17 protein-coding genes are annotated in these 22,024 nt (G+C 38.3%); 4 read left to right on the forward strand and 13 right to left on the reverse strand.

Features of this window, described 5'->3' with window-relative positions:
* Positions 1–463 precede the first annotated feature (463 nt).
* The 4 genes from AC1DEF_RS24080 to AC1DEF_RS24095 all read right to left on the reverse strand — a co-directional run bounded on the left by AC1DEF_RS24080 (position 464) and on the right by AC1DEF_RS24095 (position 4,714).
* Entirely contained in the window at positions 464–1,240 is a 777-nt protein-coding gene (locus tag AC1DEF_RS24080) for an enoyl-CoA hydratase-related protein (protein WP_097825018.1), read from the reverse strand.
* A gap of 35 nt (positions 1,241–1,275) precedes the next feature.
* On the reverse strand, positions 1,276–2,808 hold the full coding sequence (locus tag AC1DEF_RS24085) for a fatty acid--CoA ligase family protein (RefSeq protein ID WP_043981728.1): 1,533 nt from the start codon (positions 2,806–2,808) through the stop codon (positions 1,276–1,278).
* A gap of 169 nt (positions 2,809–2,977) precedes the next feature.
* A complete protein-coding gene (locus tag AC1DEF_RS24090) occupies positions 2,978–3,967 on the reverse strand; it encodes a lipoate--protein ligase (RefSeq protein WP_097825017.1) in 990 nt (329 codons plus the stop codon).
* A gap of 15 nt (positions 3,968–3,982) precedes the next feature.
* Entirely contained in the window at positions 3,983–4,714 is a 732-nt protein-coding gene (locus AC1DEF_RS24095) for an MBL fold metallo-hydrolase (RefSeq protein ID WP_097825016.1), read from the reverse strand.
* A gap of 228 nt (positions 4,715–4,942) precedes the next feature.
* On the opposite strand from AC1DEF_RS24095, the gene yhfH reads away from it, so the two are divergent.
* A complete protein-coding gene (yhfH, locus tag AC1DEF_RS24100) occupies positions 4,943–5,074 on the forward strand; it encodes a protein YhfH (protein ID WP_013055337.1) in 132 nt (43 codons plus the stop codon).
* A 38-nt stretch (positions 5,075–5,112) separates the two neighbouring features.
* Here yhfH and AC1DEF_RS24105 read toward each other — a convergent pair whose 3' ends face one another.
* The 3 genes from AC1DEF_RS24105 to AC1DEF_RS24115 all read right to left on the reverse strand — a co-directional run bounded on the left by AC1DEF_RS24105 (position 5,113) and on the right by AC1DEF_RS24115 (position 9,933).
* Positions 5,113–6,696, reverse strand: coding sequence for a response regulator (locus tag AC1DEF_RS24105; protein ID WP_043981725.1), 1,584 nt, complete (start codon positions 6,694–6,696; stop codon positions 5,113–5,115).
* The gene (locus tag AC1DEF_RS24110; protein WP_097825015.1) at positions 6,674–8,494 is read right to left on the reverse strand and encodes a cache domain-containing sensor histidine kinase; all 1,821 of its coding nucleotides are present in this window, start codon (positions 8,492–8,494) and stop codon (positions 6,674–6,676) included. The genes AC1DEF_RS24105 and AC1DEF_RS24110 overlap by 23 nt, the downstream gene beginning before the upstream one ends.
* Before the next feature lie 149 nt (positions 8,495–8,643).
* On the reverse strand, positions 8,644–9,933 hold the full coding sequence (locus AC1DEF_RS24115) for an ABC transporter substrate-binding protein (RefSeq protein WP_028410288.1): 1,290 nt from the start codon (positions 9,931–9,933) through the stop codon (positions 8,644–8,646).
* A gap of 280 nt (positions 9,934–10,213) precedes the next feature.
* Here AC1DEF_RS24115 and AC1DEF_RS24120 point away from each other — a divergent pair, with 280 nt between their 5' ends.
* Positions 10,214–12,385: a peptidoglycan D,D-transpeptidase FtsI family protein gene (locus tag AC1DEF_RS24120; RefSeq protein ID WP_097825014.1), complete on the forward strand. Its 2,172-nt coding sequence runs from the start codon at positions 10,214–10,216 to the stop codon at positions 12,383–12,385.
* 52 nt (positions 12,386–12,437) lie between these two features.
* Here the strand turns inward: AC1DEF_RS24120 and AC1DEF_RS24125 are convergent, their stop codons facing one another.
* From AC1DEF_RS24125 to AC1DEF_RS24145, 5 genes are all read right to left on the reverse strand, one after another.
* The gene (locus AC1DEF_RS24125; RefSeq protein WP_013081690.1) at positions 12,438–13,007 is read right to left on the reverse strand and encodes a TetR/AcrR family transcriptional regulator; all 570 of its coding nucleotides are present in this window, start codon (positions 13,005–13,007) and stop codon (positions 12,438–12,440) included.
* Between the two features lie 162 nt (positions 13,008–13,169).
* Positions 13,170–14,591 carry a protoporphyrinogen oxidase gene (gene hemY, locus AC1DEF_RS24130; protein WP_025751394.1) on the reverse strand — a complete coding sequence of 474 codons (1,422 nt, stop codon included), beginning with the start codon at positions 14,589–14,591 and terminating at the stop codon, positions 13,170–13,172.
* Positions 14,592–14,728: 137 nt separating this feature from the next.
* Positions 14,729–15,661, reverse strand: coding sequence for a ferrochelatase (hemH, locus tag AC1DEF_RS24135; protein WP_097825013.1), 933 nt, complete (start codon positions 15,659–15,661; stop codon positions 14,729–14,731).
* A gap of 97 nt (positions 15,662–15,758) precedes the next feature.
* The gene (gene hemE, locus AC1DEF_RS24140; RefSeq protein ID WP_097825012.1) at positions 15,759–16,802 is read right to left on the reverse strand and encodes a uroporphyrinogen decarboxylase; all 1,044 of its coding nucleotides are present in this window, start codon (positions 16,800–16,802) and stop codon (positions 15,759–15,761) included.
* Positions 16,803–16,998: 196 nt separating this feature from the next.
* Positions 16,999–19,128, reverse strand: a complete 2,130-nt coding sequence (locus AC1DEF_RS24145; RefSeq protein WP_097825011.1) for a transglycosylase domain-containing protein — start codon at positions 19,126–19,128, stop codon at positions 16,999–17,001.
* A 185-nt stretch (positions 19,129–19,313) separates the two neighbouring features.
* On the opposite strand from AC1DEF_RS24145, the gene AC1DEF_RS24150 reads away from it, so the two are divergent.
* Together AC1DEF_RS24150 and AC1DEF_RS24155 are read left to right on the forward strand one after the other, a co-directional pair.
* Positions 19,314–19,820: an antibiotic biosynthesis monooxygenase family protein gene (locus AC1DEF_RS24150; RefSeq protein WP_013055327.1), complete on the forward strand. Its 507-nt coding sequence runs from the start codon at positions 19,314–19,316 to the stop codon at positions 19,818–19,820.
* Positions 19,821–19,903: 83 nt separating this feature from the next.
* Positions 19,904–21,292: a hypothetical protein gene (locus tag AC1DEF_RS24155; protein ID WP_097825010.1), complete on the forward strand. Its 1,389-nt coding sequence runs from the start codon at positions 19,904–19,906 to the stop codon at positions 21,290–21,292.
* A gap of 48 nt (positions 21,293–21,340) precedes the next feature.
* On the opposite strand, the gene AC1DEF_RS24160 is transcribed toward AC1DEF_RS24155, so the two are convergent.
* On the reverse strand, positions 21,341–22,006 hold the full coding sequence (locus tag AC1DEF_RS24160) for a phosphatase PAP2 family protein (protein ID WP_097825009.1): 666 nt from the start codon (positions 22,004–22,006) through the stop codon (positions 21,341–21,343).
* Positions 22,007–22,024: the final 18 nt, after the last annotated feature.

A 22,024-nucleotide genomic window follows, 5' to 3' on the forward strand; every position in this document is an offset into this window, starting at 1 on the left:
TTAGGCACGCCGCCAGCGTTCATCCTGAGCCAGGATCAAACTCTCCGAAGAAATGTTTGACTTGCTCAATTTAAAAAATAAAAATTAACGTTGACGTTTGTCGCTTTGTTCAGTTTTCAAAGTTCAACCGCCGCTCTTAAGCGACTTTATCATCTTATCAAGTTATCAACGTAATGTCAACAACTTTTTAAAATTCTTTTTTTAGCTTCGTTGTTAACGGTATGTCTCAACGACGCTTTATAACAATAAAATATATTTTAACTAAAGTCAACGGTTTTTAAAGAAAAAATTAAAAACTATTATTTATAGATTTGAACAACGACTGCTGCAACGTATTATAGTAAATATTATAGACAAAAGCCAGCTGTAACTTTGCCTTCTTTGCTCCTGCGCTTTTACGTATTCTTTTTTATTATTCTTATAGAAGAAACTAAGAAAGAGCTGTCCATTAGACAGCCCTTTCTTATTTCCCTTTAAAACTAGGTCTTCTCTTCTCAGCAAATGCTTGAAGCGCCTCGAGACGATCTTCTGTCGGAATCGTTAACTCATATGCTTTTCGTTCAATTTGCAAACCAGTCTGCAAATCGGCCTTCATTCCTTCTTTAATAGCAAATTTTGCTTGCTGAAGTGCAATTGGCCCATTTTTCAATAAAAGAGAGATAAAAATATCTATTGTCTCTTCTATTTCATATCCGGGAGCCACCTTCGTTACTAGACCACATTCTTTCGCTTCTGATGCTGAGAGACGCTGAGCTGTTAAAATGAGTTCCATTGCTTTTGCTTCCCCAACTAACCGAGGGAGACGCTGTGTTCCTCCTGCGCCTGGTATAATCGCTAAGCTTGTTTCTGTTAAACCCATAAGCGCTTCGGTTGAAGCAATCCGGAAATCACATGCTAAAGCCAGCTCCATTCCTCCTCCAAATGCATATCCATTAATGATTGCTATCGTTGGCTGCGGAAGCTGCTCTATCTTCGAAAACACTTCTCCTATTTTGTAAATATTGCGCTTTACCTCTTGATCAGAGAGAGTTTTACGTTCTTTTAAATCGGCCCCTACACTAAAAGACTTTTCACCTGCTCCTTTAAACGTCACAACTCGAATATCTTTTTGAATACGAATTGCTTCAATTACTTCTTCCAATTCTTTAAGCATATCGTAATTAAAAGCATTCATCGCTTCCGGACGGTTCAGTATCACATGGGCGACGTGTCCCTTCATTTCATAAGAAATAGATGACATCCTTTTACCACCTCCAACTTGGAATCGCTTTCATTTTATCGTTCCTGAGATACTTGCTGCTTCAATGCACGACGTAAAATTTTTCCCGTTGTATTTTTAGGAAGTTCTTTTAAAAATTCAATTTCACTTGGCACTTTATATTTAGCAAGGTGCTCTTTGCAATAGGCAATAAGCTTCTCTTCCGTTATCTCTTGATTATTGCAAACCACGTAACACTTCACACATTCACCTAAAGAAGGATCAGGGACTCCGATAACAGCCACTTCTACAATATCCCGATGCGCATATAGCACTTCTTCTACTTCGCGAGGATAAACATTATATCCTCCTACAATAATTAAATCTTTTTTACGGTCAACGATATAAAAATAACCTTCCTTATCCATTCTTGCTAAGTCACCTGTATACAGCCAACCATCTCGGAGAGCATATTCCGTGTCTTCTGGAAGCTTGTAATACCCTTTCATCACGTTAGGGCCTTTGACGATAAGTTCGCCAACTTGTCCTACTTCTACTTCTTCTCCTAGTTCGTTCACCACTTTATTTTCAACATTCATAATAGATGTGCCTATAGAACCGGCTTTTCTCTCTCGGTCAATCGGATTGAAACACGTCACAGGAGAAGCCTCAGATAATCCATACCCTTCTGCTACCATTACCCCAAACTTACGTTCAAAATTGGTTAGAAGTGCCACCGGCATTGATGCCCCGCCTGATATACAAAGCCTTACCGTGTGAAAGTGCTCTTTTTTCCCTTTGTCATGCTGAAGTAAGAAATTATACATTGTGGGAACGCCGGCAAAAATAGTCGCTTGTCGATTTTGAATTAATTCAAATATAGAAGATGGACTGAATTTTGGTTCAATTAATATCGTTCCTCCATTCATTAAAGGCGCATTTAATGAAACAGTTAAACAAAATACGTGAAACATCGGCAAAGCAGCTACGACTCGGTCATTCCCATTTATACTTAAATAATCTGCTACGTCTTGAGCATTTGAATAAATATTCTTATGTGTAAGCATAGCTCCTTTTGGTTTTCCAGTCGTTCCTGACGTATACAGAATGATAGCCACATCTTCTTCTTTTAACTCCAGAAAATCATATGTAGCTTCTCCTCTGTTTATAACTTGCGAAAACGTGTGAAAATAAGAAGGTATATTTTCCACTGTATCTGTCGTTTCACATAAGATAACATGTTCCAAAAATGGAGTGTGTCCAATGATTTTCTTTAAAATAGGGAGAAGTAAATCAACCGCAATAACTGCTTTTACATCTCCATCCTGAAGCATGTAGCTAATTTCATCCGCTGTGTAAATAGGATTAATGGGTATAACAGTAGCTCCTACTCGAAGAGCACCGTACAATCCAATCACAAAATGAGGCGAGTTGCCGACAATCAAAGCGATATGATCTCCTTTTTTTACACCTAATTGCTTCAGACCATCAGCAAACTTAGATACCGATGCATCAAGATTTGCATAAGATGTTTCCTGGTCCATAAAAACATATGCAGATTTCTGTGGAAATTGCTCAGCTGTTTTATGAAGCTGTGCTGACAAATTCATCTCATAACTTCCTCCTTTTAATAATGAATGAATGAACAACCATTCATTATTAAGTCATAATAATGTAAAAATTCTTACTTCTTCTATTCTATTATAATGTTACTGCTGTTCCATTGACAAGACTCATCTGTTTAAAAAGAAAAAAAGCCTGATGTAGCAGACTTTTTTCTTAATAGATTAATTCAACAAACTCTTCTTTTGTAATATTACCAAAATAATGTGGAATATCGATGTCTTCTAAGGCTTGTTCAATAGAAGCTTTTTCATAACGAACACCTGTTAATTTTTCCTGTACTTCCTGGACATCTCCCACTCCAAAGAAATCTCCGTAAATGGTGCAAGCATCGATTTTTCCTTTATTCACTTCTAAACGAACGTCGATTTGTCCCACAGGAAAGCGGTGAGAGTGCTGTAAGTTAAATTTAGGTGATTTTCCATAGTTCCAATCCCATGACTGATAGCGCTCTTTAGAAATTTGATGAATCGTTTCCCAATCTTTTTCCGTTAGTTTATATTCTGTTATATTTTCTTCTCCGTCAAAGATATATCGAAGCAGCATTTCTCTAAACTCTTCCACCGTTACTTTCTGTTCTAAAAATTCGCTGATATTTGCTACTCTATTTCGAATAGACTTAATGCCTTTGGATTCAATTTTATCTTTTTTTACTTTTAACGCTGATACGACGTTTTCAATCTCTGAATCAAAAAGAAGAGTTCCATGGCTGAACATTCTCCCTTTCGTTGAAAACTGAGCATTTCCAGAAATTTTCCGTCCTTCAGCCATTAAATCATTTCGTCCGCTTAGCTCGGCATTAACTCCTAATTTCTTTAACGCTTCCACGACCGGCTCGGTAAACTTTTTAAAATTATGAAAGCTATTTCCATCGTCTTTCGTAATAAAGCTGAAATTTAAATTTCCTTTATCATGATAAACGGCCCCGCCTCCAGACAGACGTCTCACTACATTAATTTGCTGATCTTCAACATATTTTGTATTAATCTCCTCAATGGTGTTCTGGTTTTTCCCAATAATAATAGAAGGTTCATTAATATAAAACAGCAGATATGTCTCATTAATGTCTAGATGCTTGAGCGCATACTCTTCAATTGCTAAGTTAATTCGGGGATCATAGTTTTTTTGATTATCAATAAATAACATTCATTTTCCTCCTTGTTATTCCCATACATATCCTGATTCAGCTAACGTAAGCGTACCTCTATAATGAGCAGCAGCTTCCTCTACTAGCTGTTGATGTTCTCCATAGTGCGGAAGGTGAGTAAGCATGAGGTGTTTGACACTTGCTTTTGAAGCAAGTGTACCGGCTTCTGTACTTGTCATGTGTCCAGCGCCTCTTCCATCTTGGTTAGCATAAAAATTACATTCACAAATGAGAAGATCTGCTTCGTCTGAGAAGGAAATAAACTCTTCTAAATAGCTAGAGTCCGCTGTGTACACGACAGTTTGATTGCCGGCGCTTATTCTCATAGCATAACAAACGACTGGATGCTTCGTTTTCATAAATTCGATGGTAAAAGGCCCAACTTCAAGTTTTTGACTCGGATCATACTCTAACCCTTTAGTAATTCCTTTATGAGTAAGTTTGTTGAAGCTTTCCTGATCATATGTATGTCCATAAATAGAAAGTTCCTTAACAGCGTTTCCTAGATGAGTCTGAATGAGGCGTGCATATTGAAATACTCCGACATCAGCCACGTGATCATGATGATAATGAGATAAAATCATAGCATCTATTTCTTCTGGCTTTGCATATTTTTGCAGCTGAGCCAATGCACCGCTTCCACAATCAACAAGCAGCTGAAACCCATCGTGCTCCACTAAATAGCTAGAAGTAGCTTCTGAAACCGCAGGATATCCTCCCCAAAAACCAATAACAGTTACTTTCATTTCAATCACCCTTTCGTACTATTTTTATTACGTTCAGTATACCCTACTTTTTTTTGAAAACTAACTGAAAGGCACTCGTTTCGGCGATTTTATCGAAATAACTCATTGTTATATAACAAATAACCACTTAGAATAGCAAAATAGGCTAAATTGTTATAAAACATAATTGACATTTTATCATCTGTTATAATACAATGTTAGTAACAAAAACAACGGAGGGGATTTAAAATGTTAGAAAAAATGACTGAATTTTTCAAAAGATTACCCAATAAAAAGTGCGTAGAATGCGGAAACGACATTGAGGAACAGCATGAATGCTACGGAAACAAATGTGATCACTGTCTAGATATCATGAAATAAAAAAAGCTGAAACTGTTTTATAACAGTTTCAGCTTTTTTTATACGGTCAAACTGCGATACTCGTTTGGCGTAATGCCTTCTACTTTTTTAAACACTTTTCGAAAGTATTTATCATCATGATATCCAATCATATTCGCAATTTCATAGATTTTTAGTTCTTCATTTAGTAAAAGTGATTTGGCTTTATTCATTCTGACTTTCACCATATAATCTGAAATGTTTTCTTGAAATTCTTGCTTAAACTTCCTCGAAATGTATTCACGGCTTAGATAGAAACGTTCCGATATTTCTTGAAGCTTCACATCTCGATGAAAATTTTGCTGCAAATATTGTTCGATTTCATAAATAACGTCGCGATTATTTTTCTTGCTATACCTTTTTACTACTTTTAAAAAGCGCTTTACTTCACGCTTCTTTCTCTCTACATACTTTGCTAGCTGAAACTGCCCATCTTGGTTATAGAAAAAAGAAAGAACATATTCAGGACCGTTATTTATCGTATAAGGAATGTGATATCTTTTTAACCAATGCTGGCTTAACAGCTGATATTCCTGCTCAAAATGCAGAATTTGCTTTAATGAGAGATAATTTTGTGCTTCAAAAGCTGTGATAATTTCGTTGAATACCGGCAAAAAGGCTTCAAACTTCCCGACTTGCAGCGCTTCTTCAATTTTACTATTATAATCCATCATATTTATTAATAAAGCACTTGCTAAAACGTCTTGCTCGCCGTAGACCTTCACTTTATTTTGATCAAGAACATTGCTTAATAAAAGCGAGTTTTTCGCATCTTCATAGGATTTCATTAGCTGATCAATAGAAGAAACTTTGCACCCTCTTGCAATCCGACAGCTCACGTCTAGCGTACGGCGAATGGCTGTATGTAAAGTCGTCAGTAAAGAGGTTATGCGTTCAAAATCATTCCAAAATATAATAATAATTTCCCACTTATTTGATAAATAACGGAAGGCTACCCCATTTTCTTCTGCCATCAGCATTTCATTGATTACATTTAAAATTGAAAAATAGGCTAAATCCCGGTCACCGCCAAAAGAACGAATGATGGATTCATCTACACGTACAATCCCCACTTCATACTCTCTAGTCAGATGGAAACCAAACTCTTCATAGATTGATTGATTTAGCAAATAATTGTTCATTAACTGCGTCAGTTTTCGATCTCGATAAATCGGCTTCATTTCATTGATTAAACGATAGCTGCTATTATGGACTTTTCTGGACTCTTCTTCTTTCTTCCATTGGGTTACAGCTCGTATAAGCGTATCGTTTAAAATCGAAGGATCCACTGGTTTTAGAATATAATCCGTACTTCCAAAATGAATAGCTTTACGCATATAGTGGTAGTCATCATACCCTGTTACCACAATCGTTTTGCTAGAAGGCGAATTCTCTTTAATCCACTCCAACAAAGCAATGCCATCGATATTAGGCATCTTCATATCAGTAAAAATGATTTCAGGTCCGTGATCCTCAATAAGCGCAATCGCTTGCTCACCGCTATCAGCTTCTATCACATCTGTAATTTCATGCTCTTCCCACTGTCCAAGCAGCTTTATTCCTTCTCTTACATGCTCTTCATCATCCACGATTAATACTTTCATCACTATCCCTCTTTTCTTCAATTGTTGTTAGCTTTATGACAACGGTAAAATCGTGATTTTCTTGACTGCTAATTTGCATTGAAGCATGATCTCCATAGTAGATGCGAAGTCGTTCATAAATGTTTTGCAACCCAATATGCTCATCTGTTTGATTATACGATTGCTGAAGTCTCGTTTTTAATTGATTCAACTCTTGTTGCCCTATCCCTTTTCCGTTATCAGAAACCGTTAGAATCAGTTCTTCACCGTTCAAATCCGCTGAAATCAGCAGCTTTCCGCTTCCTGTGCGGGTTTCGAATCCATGCTTAAAAGAATTCTCAACCAGAGGCTGCAAAATCATTTTCGGTATTCGCATAAGCTCTGCTTCTCTTTCGATATTTAACTCATACTCAAACTTTGAACCAAACCGCTGCTTTTGCAGACTTAAGAAAGCTTTTACGTGATCGACTTCTTGCTTTAAGCTAACGATATCCTCTTTCATATTCATGCTGTAACGCATAATGTGGGAAAGTGAGGTTAATAAAGAATATACTTCAACTGCTTTATGCTTAAGAGCAAGAGTTCCAATCGATTGAAATGCGTTGTATAAAAAATGCGGATTAATTTGTGACTGCAGCACTTTTAGCTGCGTTGATTTATTTTCTAATTCCAATCGAAATTTACGTTCAATCAAGTCATTAATTGTTTCTACCATAGAGGTAAAATGCCTTCCTAACACACCAAATTCATCGTTTCCAAGCGACTTAAACCGCACCTCAAATGATCCTTTTTCCACTTCTTTCATATTGCGAATCAATACGTTAATCGGCTGTGTAAAACGTACTGATATAAAAAGCGTAGCGATAACGAGCATACACAAAAATGGCAGGCCAATTAATACATTCATAAGTGCTGTCTTTCTTGCATCCTCATATAAAACACTGTAAGGAATTCGTTTCACAATGTACAAGTCCTCAAAGGGCTGTTTAAGCTTTTCATACATTAATACGCCTGAGAAGCTTTTATCTTCCCATTCCATGCTATGGTCTTTTTGAGAAGTGAGCGCCTTCACCCACGCGTAGTTTTCATTTTTTCCAATAACCTTTGAATCAGAGGAATACAAAACCTTCCCTTTATTGTTCATTAAATAAAAATCTTCTGACTCTTCATTATATAGACGCTGTGATATAGATTGGATTTGTGTCATATTAATGTCTAAAGATAGATAAGCTAACAACTTGTCTGATGGAATCTCATCAATCCGCTGATGAAAGCTAATAACTTGATTCGGCAGTGAATCAATTAACGTTGATAAATTATTGTAGCTATAAATTTCATGGGTAGGCTCAATCACAAGAAATTTATGATTTTTATTTAAATAAGAATAGTAAGGCTGAGTGTAAATATCATCGTACTTCCCTCTGCTGCTCACTTTCGAATTATAAGCTGTATATGAGTCATGCCCGTTTTCAATGTAAAGATGGAGCTGTTCAATCTCTGGACGAGTATTATATAAATAAAGAAGAGTTCGTGATATTTCCAGTTGATTGGCTCCTAAGTCACTTGATACACCTTCATCTAACACTTTAATAAATGGGTGGTAGCCGTACAGCCTTTTTGTAATATTAGCAATTTCATTTAAGTAATCGCTCAAATCATTGCTTCCGTTTTTAATAACTTGATAGTTGGTAGAAATAAATCGGTTCTTAACCGTTTCTTTTGTGTATTGATACGTAAAAATCGTTGAAATTAAAAATGGAATAACCGTTGCGAATAAGAAAAACAAAATTAATTTCTTGCGTATGCTCCAGCCTTTCACAAATAACCTCCTTTGACTAATGTCATACATTATGACTATTATTATACATTAAAAGCGCTTTCAATTAACTATTATTTTTTCATAACTATGAATCTAACCAGCTATTTTTTCACACCAAAAAGTCCGCGTTTTCCACGCGGACTTTTTGTTTATTTTTTCATTTTTGCCCAAATTGTATCTAATTTCTTCATAAATTCTTCTTCTGTCATTTGCTTGCCTGCGTAAGACTGCATTGCTGCGCCGACTTCTTGAACCGTTCCTTCCGGATACTTAAACCAGTTCCAAGATAATGTTTTACCTTCTTCAGAGTATTTTAAGATATCATCAGATAAAGAATCGATTCCTTTTCCATCGATGTTTTTGAACGCTGGAATGAACTTGAACTTTTCAACTAAGAATTTTTGACCCTCTTTAGAAGAAACCATCCAATTTAAGAATTCCTTCGCTGCTTTTTTATCTGCATCTGGCGCATTTTTGTTTACTACCCAGTTATTTGGAACTCCGATTGCTAATTTATCATTTTTCTTTGCATCGTTGCTGATTGGCATTGGAATAAAGCCCATTTTCATGTCCGGATTAATTTTCGTAATCATATTTACCGTCCAGTTACCTTGTTGCATCATTGCTGTTTCACCAGAAGCAAATTGAGTAACTTGTGTATTGTAGTCTGTCGTTAGTGGATTTTTATTTCCATACTTTAACGTTAAATCGAACAGATTCATAAATTGCTTAAACGTTTCATTGCCTTCAAATTTTGCTTTTCCTTCGTTTAGACCTTTAATAAACGCATCTGGATCGTCTTGCTGTGCCATTGGAATATTAAATAAGTGGTTACCTAGTACCCACCACTCGCCGTATCCATTAGAAAATGGCGTAATGCCTTTTGCTTTAAGCTTCTTAGAAGCTGCTTCTAATTCTGACAGCGTTTTAGGTAATTCTTTAACGCCTGCTTTTTCAAATAAATCTTTATTATAAATAAAACCATAACCTTCTAAGTTTAGCGGCTGACCATAAATTTTCCCGTCCATTGTCATCGGTTCTTTGGCGATATCATACAGATTATCTACCCACGGCTGATCGGATAAATCTTCCAATTTATCCTTCCACGTTTGCGCTTCTTGGAACCCTCCATTGTTAAAGATATCAGGTTCATTTCCAGAGGCAAACTGTGCTTTTAATGCTGCACCATAGTCCGCGCCTCCGCCGACTGTTTGGATGTTAAACTTTACGTTTGGATGTTCTTTTGTATATTCATCCGTTAATTCTTTCAGCTGATCTGCAATTTCCACTTTGAACTGGAACATATCAATAACAACTTGATCACCTGAGCCTGTTGATTTACTTGCTTTTGAATCCGTACCTGAGTTTGAACATGCTGTCGCAAATAAAAGTGATGTTGCTAACACGCCAGACATTATTGAAAGCCTTTTCATTTTCATTCGTTTTGCCCCCCTTGATATCTATCTCTCTTTATTTTACCGATTCTAGGACATTTGAACAGGTAACAATATTGAACAACCGAGTGGAAAATATTGAACAACCCCTTCAGCACCCTTCGACAGATCTCTCTTCTTTCGCAAAAATTTCTATAAATTTTTTGTCTGTTTTATTCCACCTAATAACATTTATAGACAAAATTATGTTAATATGTAGAGTGATAGATTCATAAGAAAATTTATGAATTTTTTTAACTTGTATAAACAAAGTGAAGGGGTTTACATGAAAACTAAAAAGCGCAAAAAAACACATGTCTCATTTCGAATTAACTGGCTGTTTATTGTGGTTTTCCTGCTTTTTTCTGCACTCATTTTACGATTAGGCTTCGTACAGATCGTGTACGGAGAGAACTATAAACGAGAAGTTGAAAAAACAGAAGATGAAACGGTAGATTCACCGGTTCCTCGCGGAAAGATGCTAGACCGCTATGACCGCGTTATCGTGGATAATAAACCGTTGAACGCTGTCACGTACACGCGTTTGAAAGGCGTCACTCAAGAAGACAAGCTAAAAGTAGCTAAAAAGCTTGCCACTCTTATTGATGTTCCTGTTACAACAGACGTGTTTGGCAAATCGGCTAAAAAGAAAGATAAAAATACGATTAAGCTAACAGAACGCGACTTAAAAGATTACTGGATTGCAACTCATCCAAAAGCAGCAGCGAAAAAAATTACCGCAGCGGATAAGCAAAAAGTAAAAGAAGGTCAACTTTCTGAAGATGATTTATATCCTCTTCAGCTAAAGCGCATCACAAAAAACGAACTTCTATCGGTGAAAGATGACCTTGAAGTGATTGCTATTAAAAGCAAGATGGAAGGCGGCTACGCGTTAACCGCGCAAATTATTAAAAGCGGATTAACCGATAAAGAGCTTGCCGTCATTAGTGAGCAGCTGGGTGACTTACCAGGCGTCGATACGACAACTTACTGGGACCGTATGTATACATACGACGGCTTACTTAGCACGCTGCTTGGTAAAATCACATCGGCAGATGAAGGATTGCCAAGCGAAAACTTACAGTACTATTTATCACACGGCTACAGCCGTAACGACCGAGTAGGAAAAAGTTATTTAGAAAAGCAGTACGAAGACGTTCTTCGCGGTCAAAAAGCCCGCGTGCAAAACGTAACAGACCGCTCTGGCAACCTAGTGAGCCAAGAGACCGTTACTGAAGGTCAGCGCGGCAGTGACTTGATTTTAACAATTGATATGGAGCTTCAAAAGCAAGTCGAAGATATTTTAACAAAAGCCGTGACATCTGGAGCTGCTGGTTCACGATTAATGGACCGAGCGTTTGCCATTATGATGGACCCTCATACAGGAGACATTTTAGCAATGGGCGGAAAACAGCTCGTTACAGATAAAAAGACCGGAACACGAAAAGTACAAGATTTTGCTCTTGGTAACATGACCACTTCTTATGAAGTAGGTTCGGCTGTAAAAGGAGCTACTGTTCTTGCAGGTCTTGACTCAGGCGCTATTCAGCCCGGAACGGTGTTTTATGATGCACCGATGACATTTGCTGGGGGCACTAAGAAAAAGTCTTCACATAATATGGGAGCTACCGGAATCCAAAAAGCGCTAGAACAATCATCAAACGTGTTCATGTACCGTACGGTTATGAGCATGGCTGGTGAAACGTACCGCCCTGGCGGTAGACTGAACATTCCACCGTCTATCTTTAATAAGCTGCGCTCATACTATAGCCAGTTTGGTCTTGGAATTTCAACGGGCATCGAATTAGAAAACGAATCAACGGGTATTCGTAACAGCGTCACAAATGAACCAGGTAAAGCGCTAGATTTTGGTATTGGACAGTATGATACGTACACACCGCTTCAGCTTGTTCAATACATTTCAACGATTGCAAACGGCGGCTATCGTATGAAACCCCATCTAGTAAAAGAAATTCGTGAGCCTGAGCTTGATAGCGAACTAAAAGGAAGCGTACAAAGCTCGTTTGAGCCGGAAGTATTAAACCGTATTACAATGAGTCAATCGGAAATTGACATTGTTAAGGAAGGCTTCCGCCGCGTAGTCACAAGCTCACATGGTACAGGGCGTTTACTTAATTTAGGGAAATATCGTCAGTATAACATTGCTGGTAAATCCGGGACAGCTGAAACCTTTAACAAAGGTGTAAGCGTACGTAACTCTACATTCGTTTCATACGCGCCTTATGATAATCCGGAAGTAGCAGTAGCGGTTGTTATTCCTTCTGCTTATGTAGCAGGTACATCTAACACGTTAAGTAAAACTATTACAGGTGATTCTATTAAAGCTTACTTCGACCTTAAAAAAGAAGGCGAAAAAGAAGTAGAGCAAAAAGAAGAAGATGCAAAAACAGGAAATACAGAATTAAACGGCGTAAAAAAAGATGATAATGAACAATAAAAAAGGTCTCGTCATGAGACCTTTTTTGTTTTTTCTATGAAAAAAGCCCATCTCACTGAGACAGACCGCGTAAAAAGTATAGTTCAATTAATTCAGCAATTTTTTCTTCTGAAAGCGGCTCATGCCGTTTTTCCCAATCATAGACGAGTGCAATGTACATTTTAAATAGTAAAAAAGCTGTGAGCTCCGGGTTGCACGGTTTGATTTCTTTTTTAGAAATCGCAATTTCGATTTTGTTTTTTATATAAGTCAAAATCTCTTCTTCTACTCGTACCAGCACTTCTTGCACTGCTGTAGTGCCTAACTGCTGTTCCTGTACCAGCTTCAGCATGAGCTGATGCTCAGTGCGGAATTCTAAGATTCGAAAAATGGCTGCTTGGGCATTTTCAAAAAAAGGACGGTTGCTATCAATGACAGTTTCAGCTGCATCTGTCATTTCTCGAATCATTCGTGTCACAATTTCATCGAATAACTCTTCTTTGTTTTTAAAAAAAGTATAAATCGTTCCTTTTCCGACATTTGCAAGCTTCGCCACTTGCTCCATAGTCGTTGCTTTATATCCAAACAGCGCAAATGATTTTGACGCTGCATCAACAACTGATTGCTTTCGGTCTATCGCCACGTTATCCCCTTCTTTCTGACCAAATGAATATTTCAGTCAACAAGTACGGTTTTACTATAGCATAAGTTTCTTTTGCTTTTCAACCACAATCTCTTCTCTTAGTATAACCTTTCTCTACAGGTAGTAGACAAAAAAGCGGAGCATTGATTCACCGCTCCACTTCTACAGTTGCTGCACATATTTAACCGCTTTTTTAGCCACATCTTCTCCTTGCTCTACACATTCTGGTATACCCAGACCTTCGTATGAGCTTCCCGCTACATAAAGACCGGCCAGCTCTTTTTCAAGCTGTTCGTTCATCGTATCTAGCATATCGTGATGTCCGACCGTATACTGAGGCATTGACTGCTTCCATCTCGTTACCGCGTAAAATTCAGGCTCAGCAGAAATTGTAATGAGCTTCTTCAAATCCTCCAGGACAATTTTGAAAATTTCATCGTCAGGCTGATCCACCACAGCTTCATCCCCGGTTCGTCCAACTAAACATCTCAGCAGCACTTTTCCTTCCGGAACCGCATGCGGCCACTTTTTATTTAGCCATGTGCACGCCGTAATCGTGTAATCGCTATTTCTTGAAACGGCGATGTTCATTGCATCTAGATTGTCTTGCAGCGCTTCTTGTGCAAAGGCTATCACAACAGTAGCTACTGAAGTGGAAGGCATATGCTTCAACGGTTCGAATATTTTATATTCTGAAAGCATAGACTGAGCAGCTGCATGAGGAGAAGTTACAATAACGCTGTCTGCTTTTATGACTTTCCCGCTATTTAACGACAATTCATATGCGGTATCTTCTTTATAAATTTTCTCTACTTTTATTCCTTTTGTAATAATATCAGGATCTATTGCTTTTTCTACCCCATCTACTAGCGATTGAAGACCTTCTTTTAATGTTAAAAAAACACTATTTTTTTTGAACTCCGAATCATCACCGTGCTGTGGGTGAATTTCTTTTAGCTTTTTCATTCCAACAATTAAGCTTCTGTACTTATGTTCAGCATGCAGAAACTGTGGAAATGTTGATCGTAAACTCAAGCGATCAACGTCTCCTGCGTAAATTCCTGATAATAGAGGCTCAATTAAATTTTCAACAACTTCATCACCAAACCGTCTTCTAAAAAATACGCCTAGCGAACGGTCATCCTGATTTTTTGTCTTCGGTATAAAAAAATCAGCTGCTGCGCGCAGCTTGCCAACAGGTGAAAATAACCCTGTTGTGATAAAAGGAGATAACTTGGTTGGTATCCCCATTACAGCACCATCAGGCAGCGCATGCGGTGTATCTTTTACTAGAATATAGGATTTTCCTTTTTCATTTCCGACTAACTCCCTGCCTAACCCTACTTCTTTTGCCAGTTTTGTAGCAGCTAGCTTACGCGCTAAAAATGAATCAGGACCTTTTTCAAATAAATACCCGTCTCGTTTGACCGTTTGAATTTTTCCACCAAGCCGATGCGTCGCTTCTATTAGTTGAAGATCAATTGGCAGCTGATGATCCTTTATTTTTTTTTGCAAATAATAGGCAGCTGAAAGACCTGTTATTCCTCCACCGATGATGACAACCTTTTTTCGTCTATCCGTCATGTTATCATCGCCTTTTCTGTAAAATTCAATATAAAGAGAAGCGATTATGGAAATCCATAGCTCGCTTCTTACTTTTCTCTATATTGATTATAAGTTACTTTTCATCGCTGTTCAACGTACAAAGAATCTATATTGACTTAACGGGCAATCTGTTTTAAAACAACTGTAGCTAACCCATCGATAAATTCAGGCTGTGCATTTGGCATTTCAGGGCGGTAATAATCAGCCCCAATTTCATCTGTCACAACTTTGCATTCATAGTCGTTATCATAAAGTACTTCTAAGTGGTCTGCGATAAATCCAACCGGAGTATACACGAACGATGTATAGCCTTTTTCTTCATGCAATTCTCTTGTTAAATCTTGAACATCCGGACCTATCCATGGTTCAGGCGTATTTCCAGCACTTTGCCAGCCAATTTCGTAATGTTCAATACCAGCTGCTTGTGCAATTAAATCCGCTGTTTCTTGAAGCTGATTTGGATATGGATCTCCTGCTGCAATAATTTTTTCCGGCAAGCTATGTGCAGATACAATCAACACGGTTTTTTGGCGTTTCTCTTCGTCCATTAAATCAAACGTTTGTTTAACACGTGTAGCCCAGTACTGAATGAACTTTGGCTCACTGTACCAGCTTTCTACTGAATGAATGATTGGTCCTCCTAATTTTTCAGCCGTTTCTTTGGCGCGCCCATTATAGGATTTTACGCTAAACGTTGAAAAGTGAGGTGCAAGCACAATGCTGACCGCTTCTTTAATTCCGTCTTTATGCATGGCTTCTACTGCATCTTCAACAAACGGTTCAATATGCTTTAAGCCAAGATACGCTTTAAATTCAATTTCATCCTGCACTTCATTCAAGCGCTTTTCCAGACTTTCCATTTGCTGTTGCGTAATTTTGGCAAGAGGTGAAATGCCCCCGATTGCTTCGTAGCGGTTTTGTAAATCTTCTAAGGCTTCTGGTGAAGGTTTACGTCCGCGGCGGATATGTGTATAGTAACGTTCAATATCTTCTTCTTTATATGGCGTTCCATATGCCATTACAAGTAATCCCATTACTTTTTTACTCATGTGTTCGACACCTCTTTATTAGATTCAATACTTGTCTTCATTTTGCCATGAATAAAAAGAAAAATTCAAAGTTTAGCGCTCCAAATTATTTGACAATTTATTGTCTATTTGCAGAATATTCATGAATAAAGGTTGTTAAACGCTTTAACGTTTCCGGCTGAACCTGTGGAAAAACGCCGTGCCCCAAGTTAAAGATGTAACCAGGACTGGCCATCCCTTTATCTAATATTTCTGTTACACGTTCTTCAATAACTTCCCATGGAGCTAACAAAATAGCAGGATCTAAGTTTCCTTGCAGTGTTTTTGTTAAGCCTAATGCACGTGCTTCATCCAGCTGTGTTCTCCAATCTAATCCAACTACATCCAGCGGCAGATCATGCCATTCTTTTGCCAAATGACTTGCCCCGACTCCAAACATAATGAGCGGTACATTTTTTTCACGTAAAGAGGTGAAAATTCGCTCCATAACAGGTTTTATAAAGTAACGATAATCCGCTACATTTAAAGCACCCACCCATGAATCAAAGATTTGAATGGCTTTTGCCCCAGCGTCAATTTGCGCTTTTACATATGTAATCGTCATATCTCCTAACTTATCCATTAGTGCAAACCATGCTTTAGGTTCGGTATACATAAATGCTTTTGTTTTATTGTAATTTTTTGAAGGTCCTCCTTCAATCATATAGCTTGCCACTGTAAAAGGAGCACCTGCAAAGCCAATTAGAGGTACGTTTAACTGTTCTGTTGTTAACAGCTTAATCGTATCTAATACATACGGAACATCTTCTTCCGGCGTAATTTCTCCTAGTTTTTCTACATCGCTTAAAGATTGAATTGGATTAGAAATTACGGGACCAATTCCTGACTTGATTTCAACATCCACTCCAATTGAAGGAAGCGGTGACATTATATCTTTATATAAAATAGCTGCATCCACTCCGTACTGTTCAACGGGCAGGCGTGTTACGTATGCTCCAAGCTCTGGCTGATGAGTGATTTCAAATAAAGAGTACTTCTCTTTTAGTTTTCGGTATTCCGGCTGTGAACGCCCTGCTTGGCGCATATACCAAACCGGAACATGATCCGTTTTTTCCCCTCTACAGGCTTTTAAAAAAGTATCGTTAAACGTTCCTTGACTCATGATTTCCACCTTTCTCGATTGTCTTCCATCCGTATTTTCTTCGATTAGACAGACAATAATCAGCAAAGGAACATACCGGTTCCTCTACTGATTAAAGTTTCACGTTATATTCTCTACTTGTCACTATACCCATTTCTTTACGACTTGTATAGCCACCTGCTAAAAATGTCAAAAATTCGCCCTACTCTTCCTTTTTTTATTGAAAAAGAGCAGGTGTTACTTCGTTGGATTTTTTTCCTTTTTGTTTTGTTTGGGAATTGTAAGGAACTACATAATAAGTAGGACTGTCGAGCAGATTCACACGCTCTTTTTCAAATGCTCCTTTTCCCTTCACTTTGCCAATTACTTCGGCTTTATCTCCTTTTTTCTCATAAACATAATAAACAGCTCTTTTATCAGGTGAAGGTGTCCACGATAAATTTACCGTTAGCAAACCAAATGGATGGAATGTTAATTCTTGTTTTAAGTCTTTAACTTGCTCTAAGCGTATGGGTTTTGGCAAATCTTTAACGCCTGCTGGCTTTTGAAATGCAGCTTCGTCGTAACCAGCTCTTGTGAGAATATCTTTAAATAATAGCGTCGGATAAGAACTTCCTTTTGTTAAATAATGCTGGTCATTTGTAGAATCATATCCCATCCACACGCTTCCTACAACATCTGGCGTATACCCAACGAACCAAGCATCCCTTGTAGCTCCTTTAACATTCGTATACGAAGTAGACCCTGTTTTTCCTGCTAACTCTCCTTTAAACTCTCCATTTTTTGCCGTTCCTTCTTTAACAACTCCTTGAAGCATTTTTGTCATATACCACGCTGTCTGTTTTGAAAATGCTTTGTGAGTGTCGGGAACAGCTTTTGCAATCACTTTTCCGTCTTGATCTTTTATTTCTTGAATAAAGTACGGTTGGATGTTTTCTCCGTTTTCAGCAAATGCACGGTACGCTCCTGCTAATTGAAGCGGTGTAATTCCTTCCTTTAATCCTCCAAGAGCAATCGCAAGCCCTTTATCTTCTATAGGAATTCCTAGCTTTGTGAGATACTGCTTACTTGTTTCAACTCCTAGCTGATTCAACGTCCAGACGGCAGCTGCGTTTTTAGAATCTTTTAGGGCATCGTACATCGTTACCTTTTTAGCATATTGGCCGTCTACATTTTTAGGTGTGTATCCCCCGTAGCTTCTAAGCTTGTCTTGCAGCAAGGAATAAGGCTTGAATTGACCTTCTTCTAACGCAGGGCCATATACCGCAATAGGTTTCATCGTAGAACCTGGCTGTCTTTTGACATTTACGCGATTGAGCGACTTTTGTACATAATCTCGTCCTCCCATAACAGATAAAACTCCTCCGCTTTTGTTATCGACTAATACAAAAGCACCTTGGGCACTTTTATCTGTACCTGGAAAATAACGATTTTCTTTCATCAGCTCGTAGGCGGCTTCTTGTACTTTTGTACTCATAGGTACTTTGACCGTATAACCGCCGCGCAGAAGCTCATTGCTCGAAATACTGTATTTCTTCTCTGCTTCTTGAATAACCATATCGATATAGGTTAGATACGCTGGGTTTTTAGCCTGTTCCTTTACGTTCAACCCCAGCATTCTTCCTTGCAAACGGACATTTTTTTCAGCTGATAAATAACCTGCTTTTTGCATGGCATTTAACACAACATTTCTACGTTCTATACTTTTTTCCGGATGTAAAATAGGAGAATAAGAATTCGGTGCTTTTGGCAGTGCAGCGAGCAGTGCACCTTCTTCTACCGTTAATTCGGAGACATCTTTATTGAAGTAAAGCTTGGATGCAGCTTGGATTCCATAGGCTCCGTGTCCAAAGTATATTTGGTTCAAATACATTTCAAGCAGTTTTTGCTTACTGTAACGCTGCTCCAAGTTAATGGCCACCACTACTTCTTTTGTTTTTCTAAGCAACGTTTTATCATTAGATAAAAACACATTTTTAGCCAACTGCTGTGTTAAAGTACTTCCTCCTTCAACACTTCCTCCAGCCAATATATCTCGGTATAATGCTCGACCAATAGATTTAAAATCGATTCCGTGGTGTTCATAAAAACGAACGTCTTCAATTGAAATAAATGCTTGTTGCACATGCTTTGGAATCTTATCAATTGAAACCAAGTCCCGATTTTTCACATAGAGCTTTGTTAATTCGTCTCCATTTTCGTCCACTAACCTCGTAGCCGAGTCCATGACGATCTTTTTCTCATCAATTACATAGTTTCCAAGAAACAAGATGATAATATATCCAATCAATCCTAATAGAAAAATTCCAACTAAGGCAGCAATTGCGTATAAGCCTTTTTTGTACATCGTGCCACCCCTTTTCTTTCGCTAAACTTTTGATAATATGGAAAACAACTTCATCAATGTTTTACTTTACCATCTTCATTAGAAGTTCACAATTTTTGAATTTTTGTGTGTAAAATTTTATAATTTTAGTATGATTTACAATTGTAAATTGTATGCAATTCCCAATTAGAAAGGAAGTATAATCCATGAAGATCTTTATTACTTACGGAACAGGCCCTTACCTTCAGAAGTTGATCGACGAACATCCGAGTGAACGTTTGCTACTGCTTCACAAAGATGACGATCAATTTGCACTAGTTCACGAAACAGATGGAGATACAATTTTTAAAGAAGGACATGCTTATGAGGTATTAGATGCTTCTGGAGATCTTGCAGATAGCGGATTTGCTGTACTAAATAATATTTCAGTTACAGATGAAGGCCGTCCTTTGTTTGAACAGCGATTTAGCCAACGAGCTCGTTTAATTGAAAATGAAGCAGGCTTCTCAGCTATTCGTGTGCTTCGTCCACTGCAAAATGACACATACATTATCTTTACAGGATGGAAAGATGAAAGTTCATTTAGCGATTGGCAGTCTTCAAAAGCCTATAATGAAGCACACAAAAAACGCGGTACGTCAGAAGGCGTGGATCAGCAGCCATCGATTTTCTCTCGCCCTTCTTATGTGACCTCATACCACGTAGTTAAATAAGTAAACATCCTCCTAGTAGGCGAGTATCACAATAGGCACAAACGTCATATTGTATACTATATCACCTATTGGGAGGAATTTTTATGGGCATAGAGCTTGGAGCTCTTCATTGGATGTATGTCCTTTTTATCACCTTCATTATCGGCTTTATGATTATGCGGCGAGATACGAGTATCCTTTGTATACTCGGGATTTTTTTACTTTCCTTAACGGCTACCTCTTCGTTAAGCCACTCTGTCAGCGCTGTTTTTTCCAGCTTCATTTATGCCATTACAGAACTGCTTCCTACCATTTTAATTATTTCAATTATTGTATCCATGAGTAAAGTCTTAATGGCTACAGGAATAAATGAATCGATGATTTCACCTTTTGCTCGCCTCATTAAAACGCCTGCTCTTGCCTATTGGGTTATTGGATTAGTTATGATGACCATCTCCTATTTTTTCTGGCCTTCTCCAGCCGTTGCTTTACTTGGAGCCGTGCTTTTACCAGTGGCCATCCGCGTAGGGCTTCCAGCTATAGGCGTAGCCGTAGCGATGAATTTGTTCGGCCACGGCGTTGCGCTTTCAGGAGACTTTGTTATTCAAGCTGCTCCTAAGATAACTGCTGACGCAGCAGGTCTTCCAGTTCACGAGGTGGTTCAAGCAAGTGTCCCTCTGGTCATTGTGATGGGAGTTGTTACGACACTCTCTGCTTTTTACTTTTTAAAACAAGATATGAAGCACAATAGAATTCACGCTCAACCGACAATGTTAACAAGCAGTTCTTCTGTCCAATCCACACCTCTTTCTTCTTCAGTACGCCGGGCTTTAGCCATTATAGTTCCCCTTTTCTTTGCTATAGACGTATGGGCAATGTTCGCCCTTCATTTACAGGGAGGAGATGCAACTGCTCTCGTTGGTGGCACAGCCTTATTTATTTTAGTGGTGGTTTCACTTATTGCTCACAAAGGAAAAGGTCTCGAACAAACAACTTCCTACTTGATTGAAGGCTTGCAGTTTGGTTTTAAAGTATTCGGTCCCGTTATTCCCATTGCAGCTTTTTTCTATTTAGGAGATGCTGGATTCACAACAATCATCGGTGACTTTCTTCCGAAAGGATCACATGGACTTGTAAATGACCTAGGCGTTGCGCTTGCTTCCACTGTGCCGTTAACCGCACAGGTCGCCACTGTAACGATAACTGCTCTAGGAGCTATTACCGGATTAGACGGTTCAGGCTTTTCAGGCATTTCACTTGTAGGCTCTGTCTCTCATTTATTTGCATCTGCTTTAGGATCAGGCGCTGCCACCCTAACTGCTTTAGGGCAAATTGCTGCGATTTGGGTTGGGGGAGGCACATTGATTCCATGGGCATTGATTCCAGCTGCTGCGATTTGCGGAGTCAGTCCGTTTGAACTCGCCAGACGTAATTTAAAACCTGTAGCGATTGGATTAGTCGTTACAACAATTGTCGCGATGTTCTTAGTTTAAACAAAAGCCCCCCTTCTTTTTATGAAGGGGGCCATATGTATATATTTTTTACATGCCTTTTGGAAACTCTTTTTCCGCTGAAGGCTTTACATACGCATAAACAAGCGTATAGAAGAAAATGCCTACAATAAGCCACATAAGCCCTAAGCTGTAGCCAGCTAAGACATCTGTTAAAAAATGTTCTCTTAATAGAATACGGCTCACACCTATTAATAAAACAATTAAAGTAATTGCAAGCTGATACCGCTTGGCTACCTTTTGACTGTTCATATGCTTTGTGAGAAAAAAGATAATCAGACCATAAATAAGAATTCCCATCATCGCATGGCCGCTTGGAAAACTGTAGCCTTCGATGCCTTCAAGAGGACGCCCTCGTTCTACCGCATCCTTAACTGCTTTATTAATAATATCACCGCTTAAAATAAATAAAAATGCCGATATCATACCGATATAGTCCTTTTTAAAAAATAAAAAAACGAGAAGTACAGCTAAAAGAACCATAATCATCACTTTTGAAGCTAAAAAAGACAAGCCATGAAAAACAGATGACGCTGACTGAAGAACAGTGCTGTCATCTATAGCTGAAACAAGCCAGTGGTCTCCTTGAAAAGAATCTGTCGACACAACAAACAACACTCCTAAAAAAACGAGACCTGCCCCCCCAAACACCCACATCAATTTTTTGTACAGGGATACAGTTTGTGAATCTACCATATCGTTACCTCCTATTAT

The organism is Priestia sp. 10L35 (assembly GCF_056395685.1).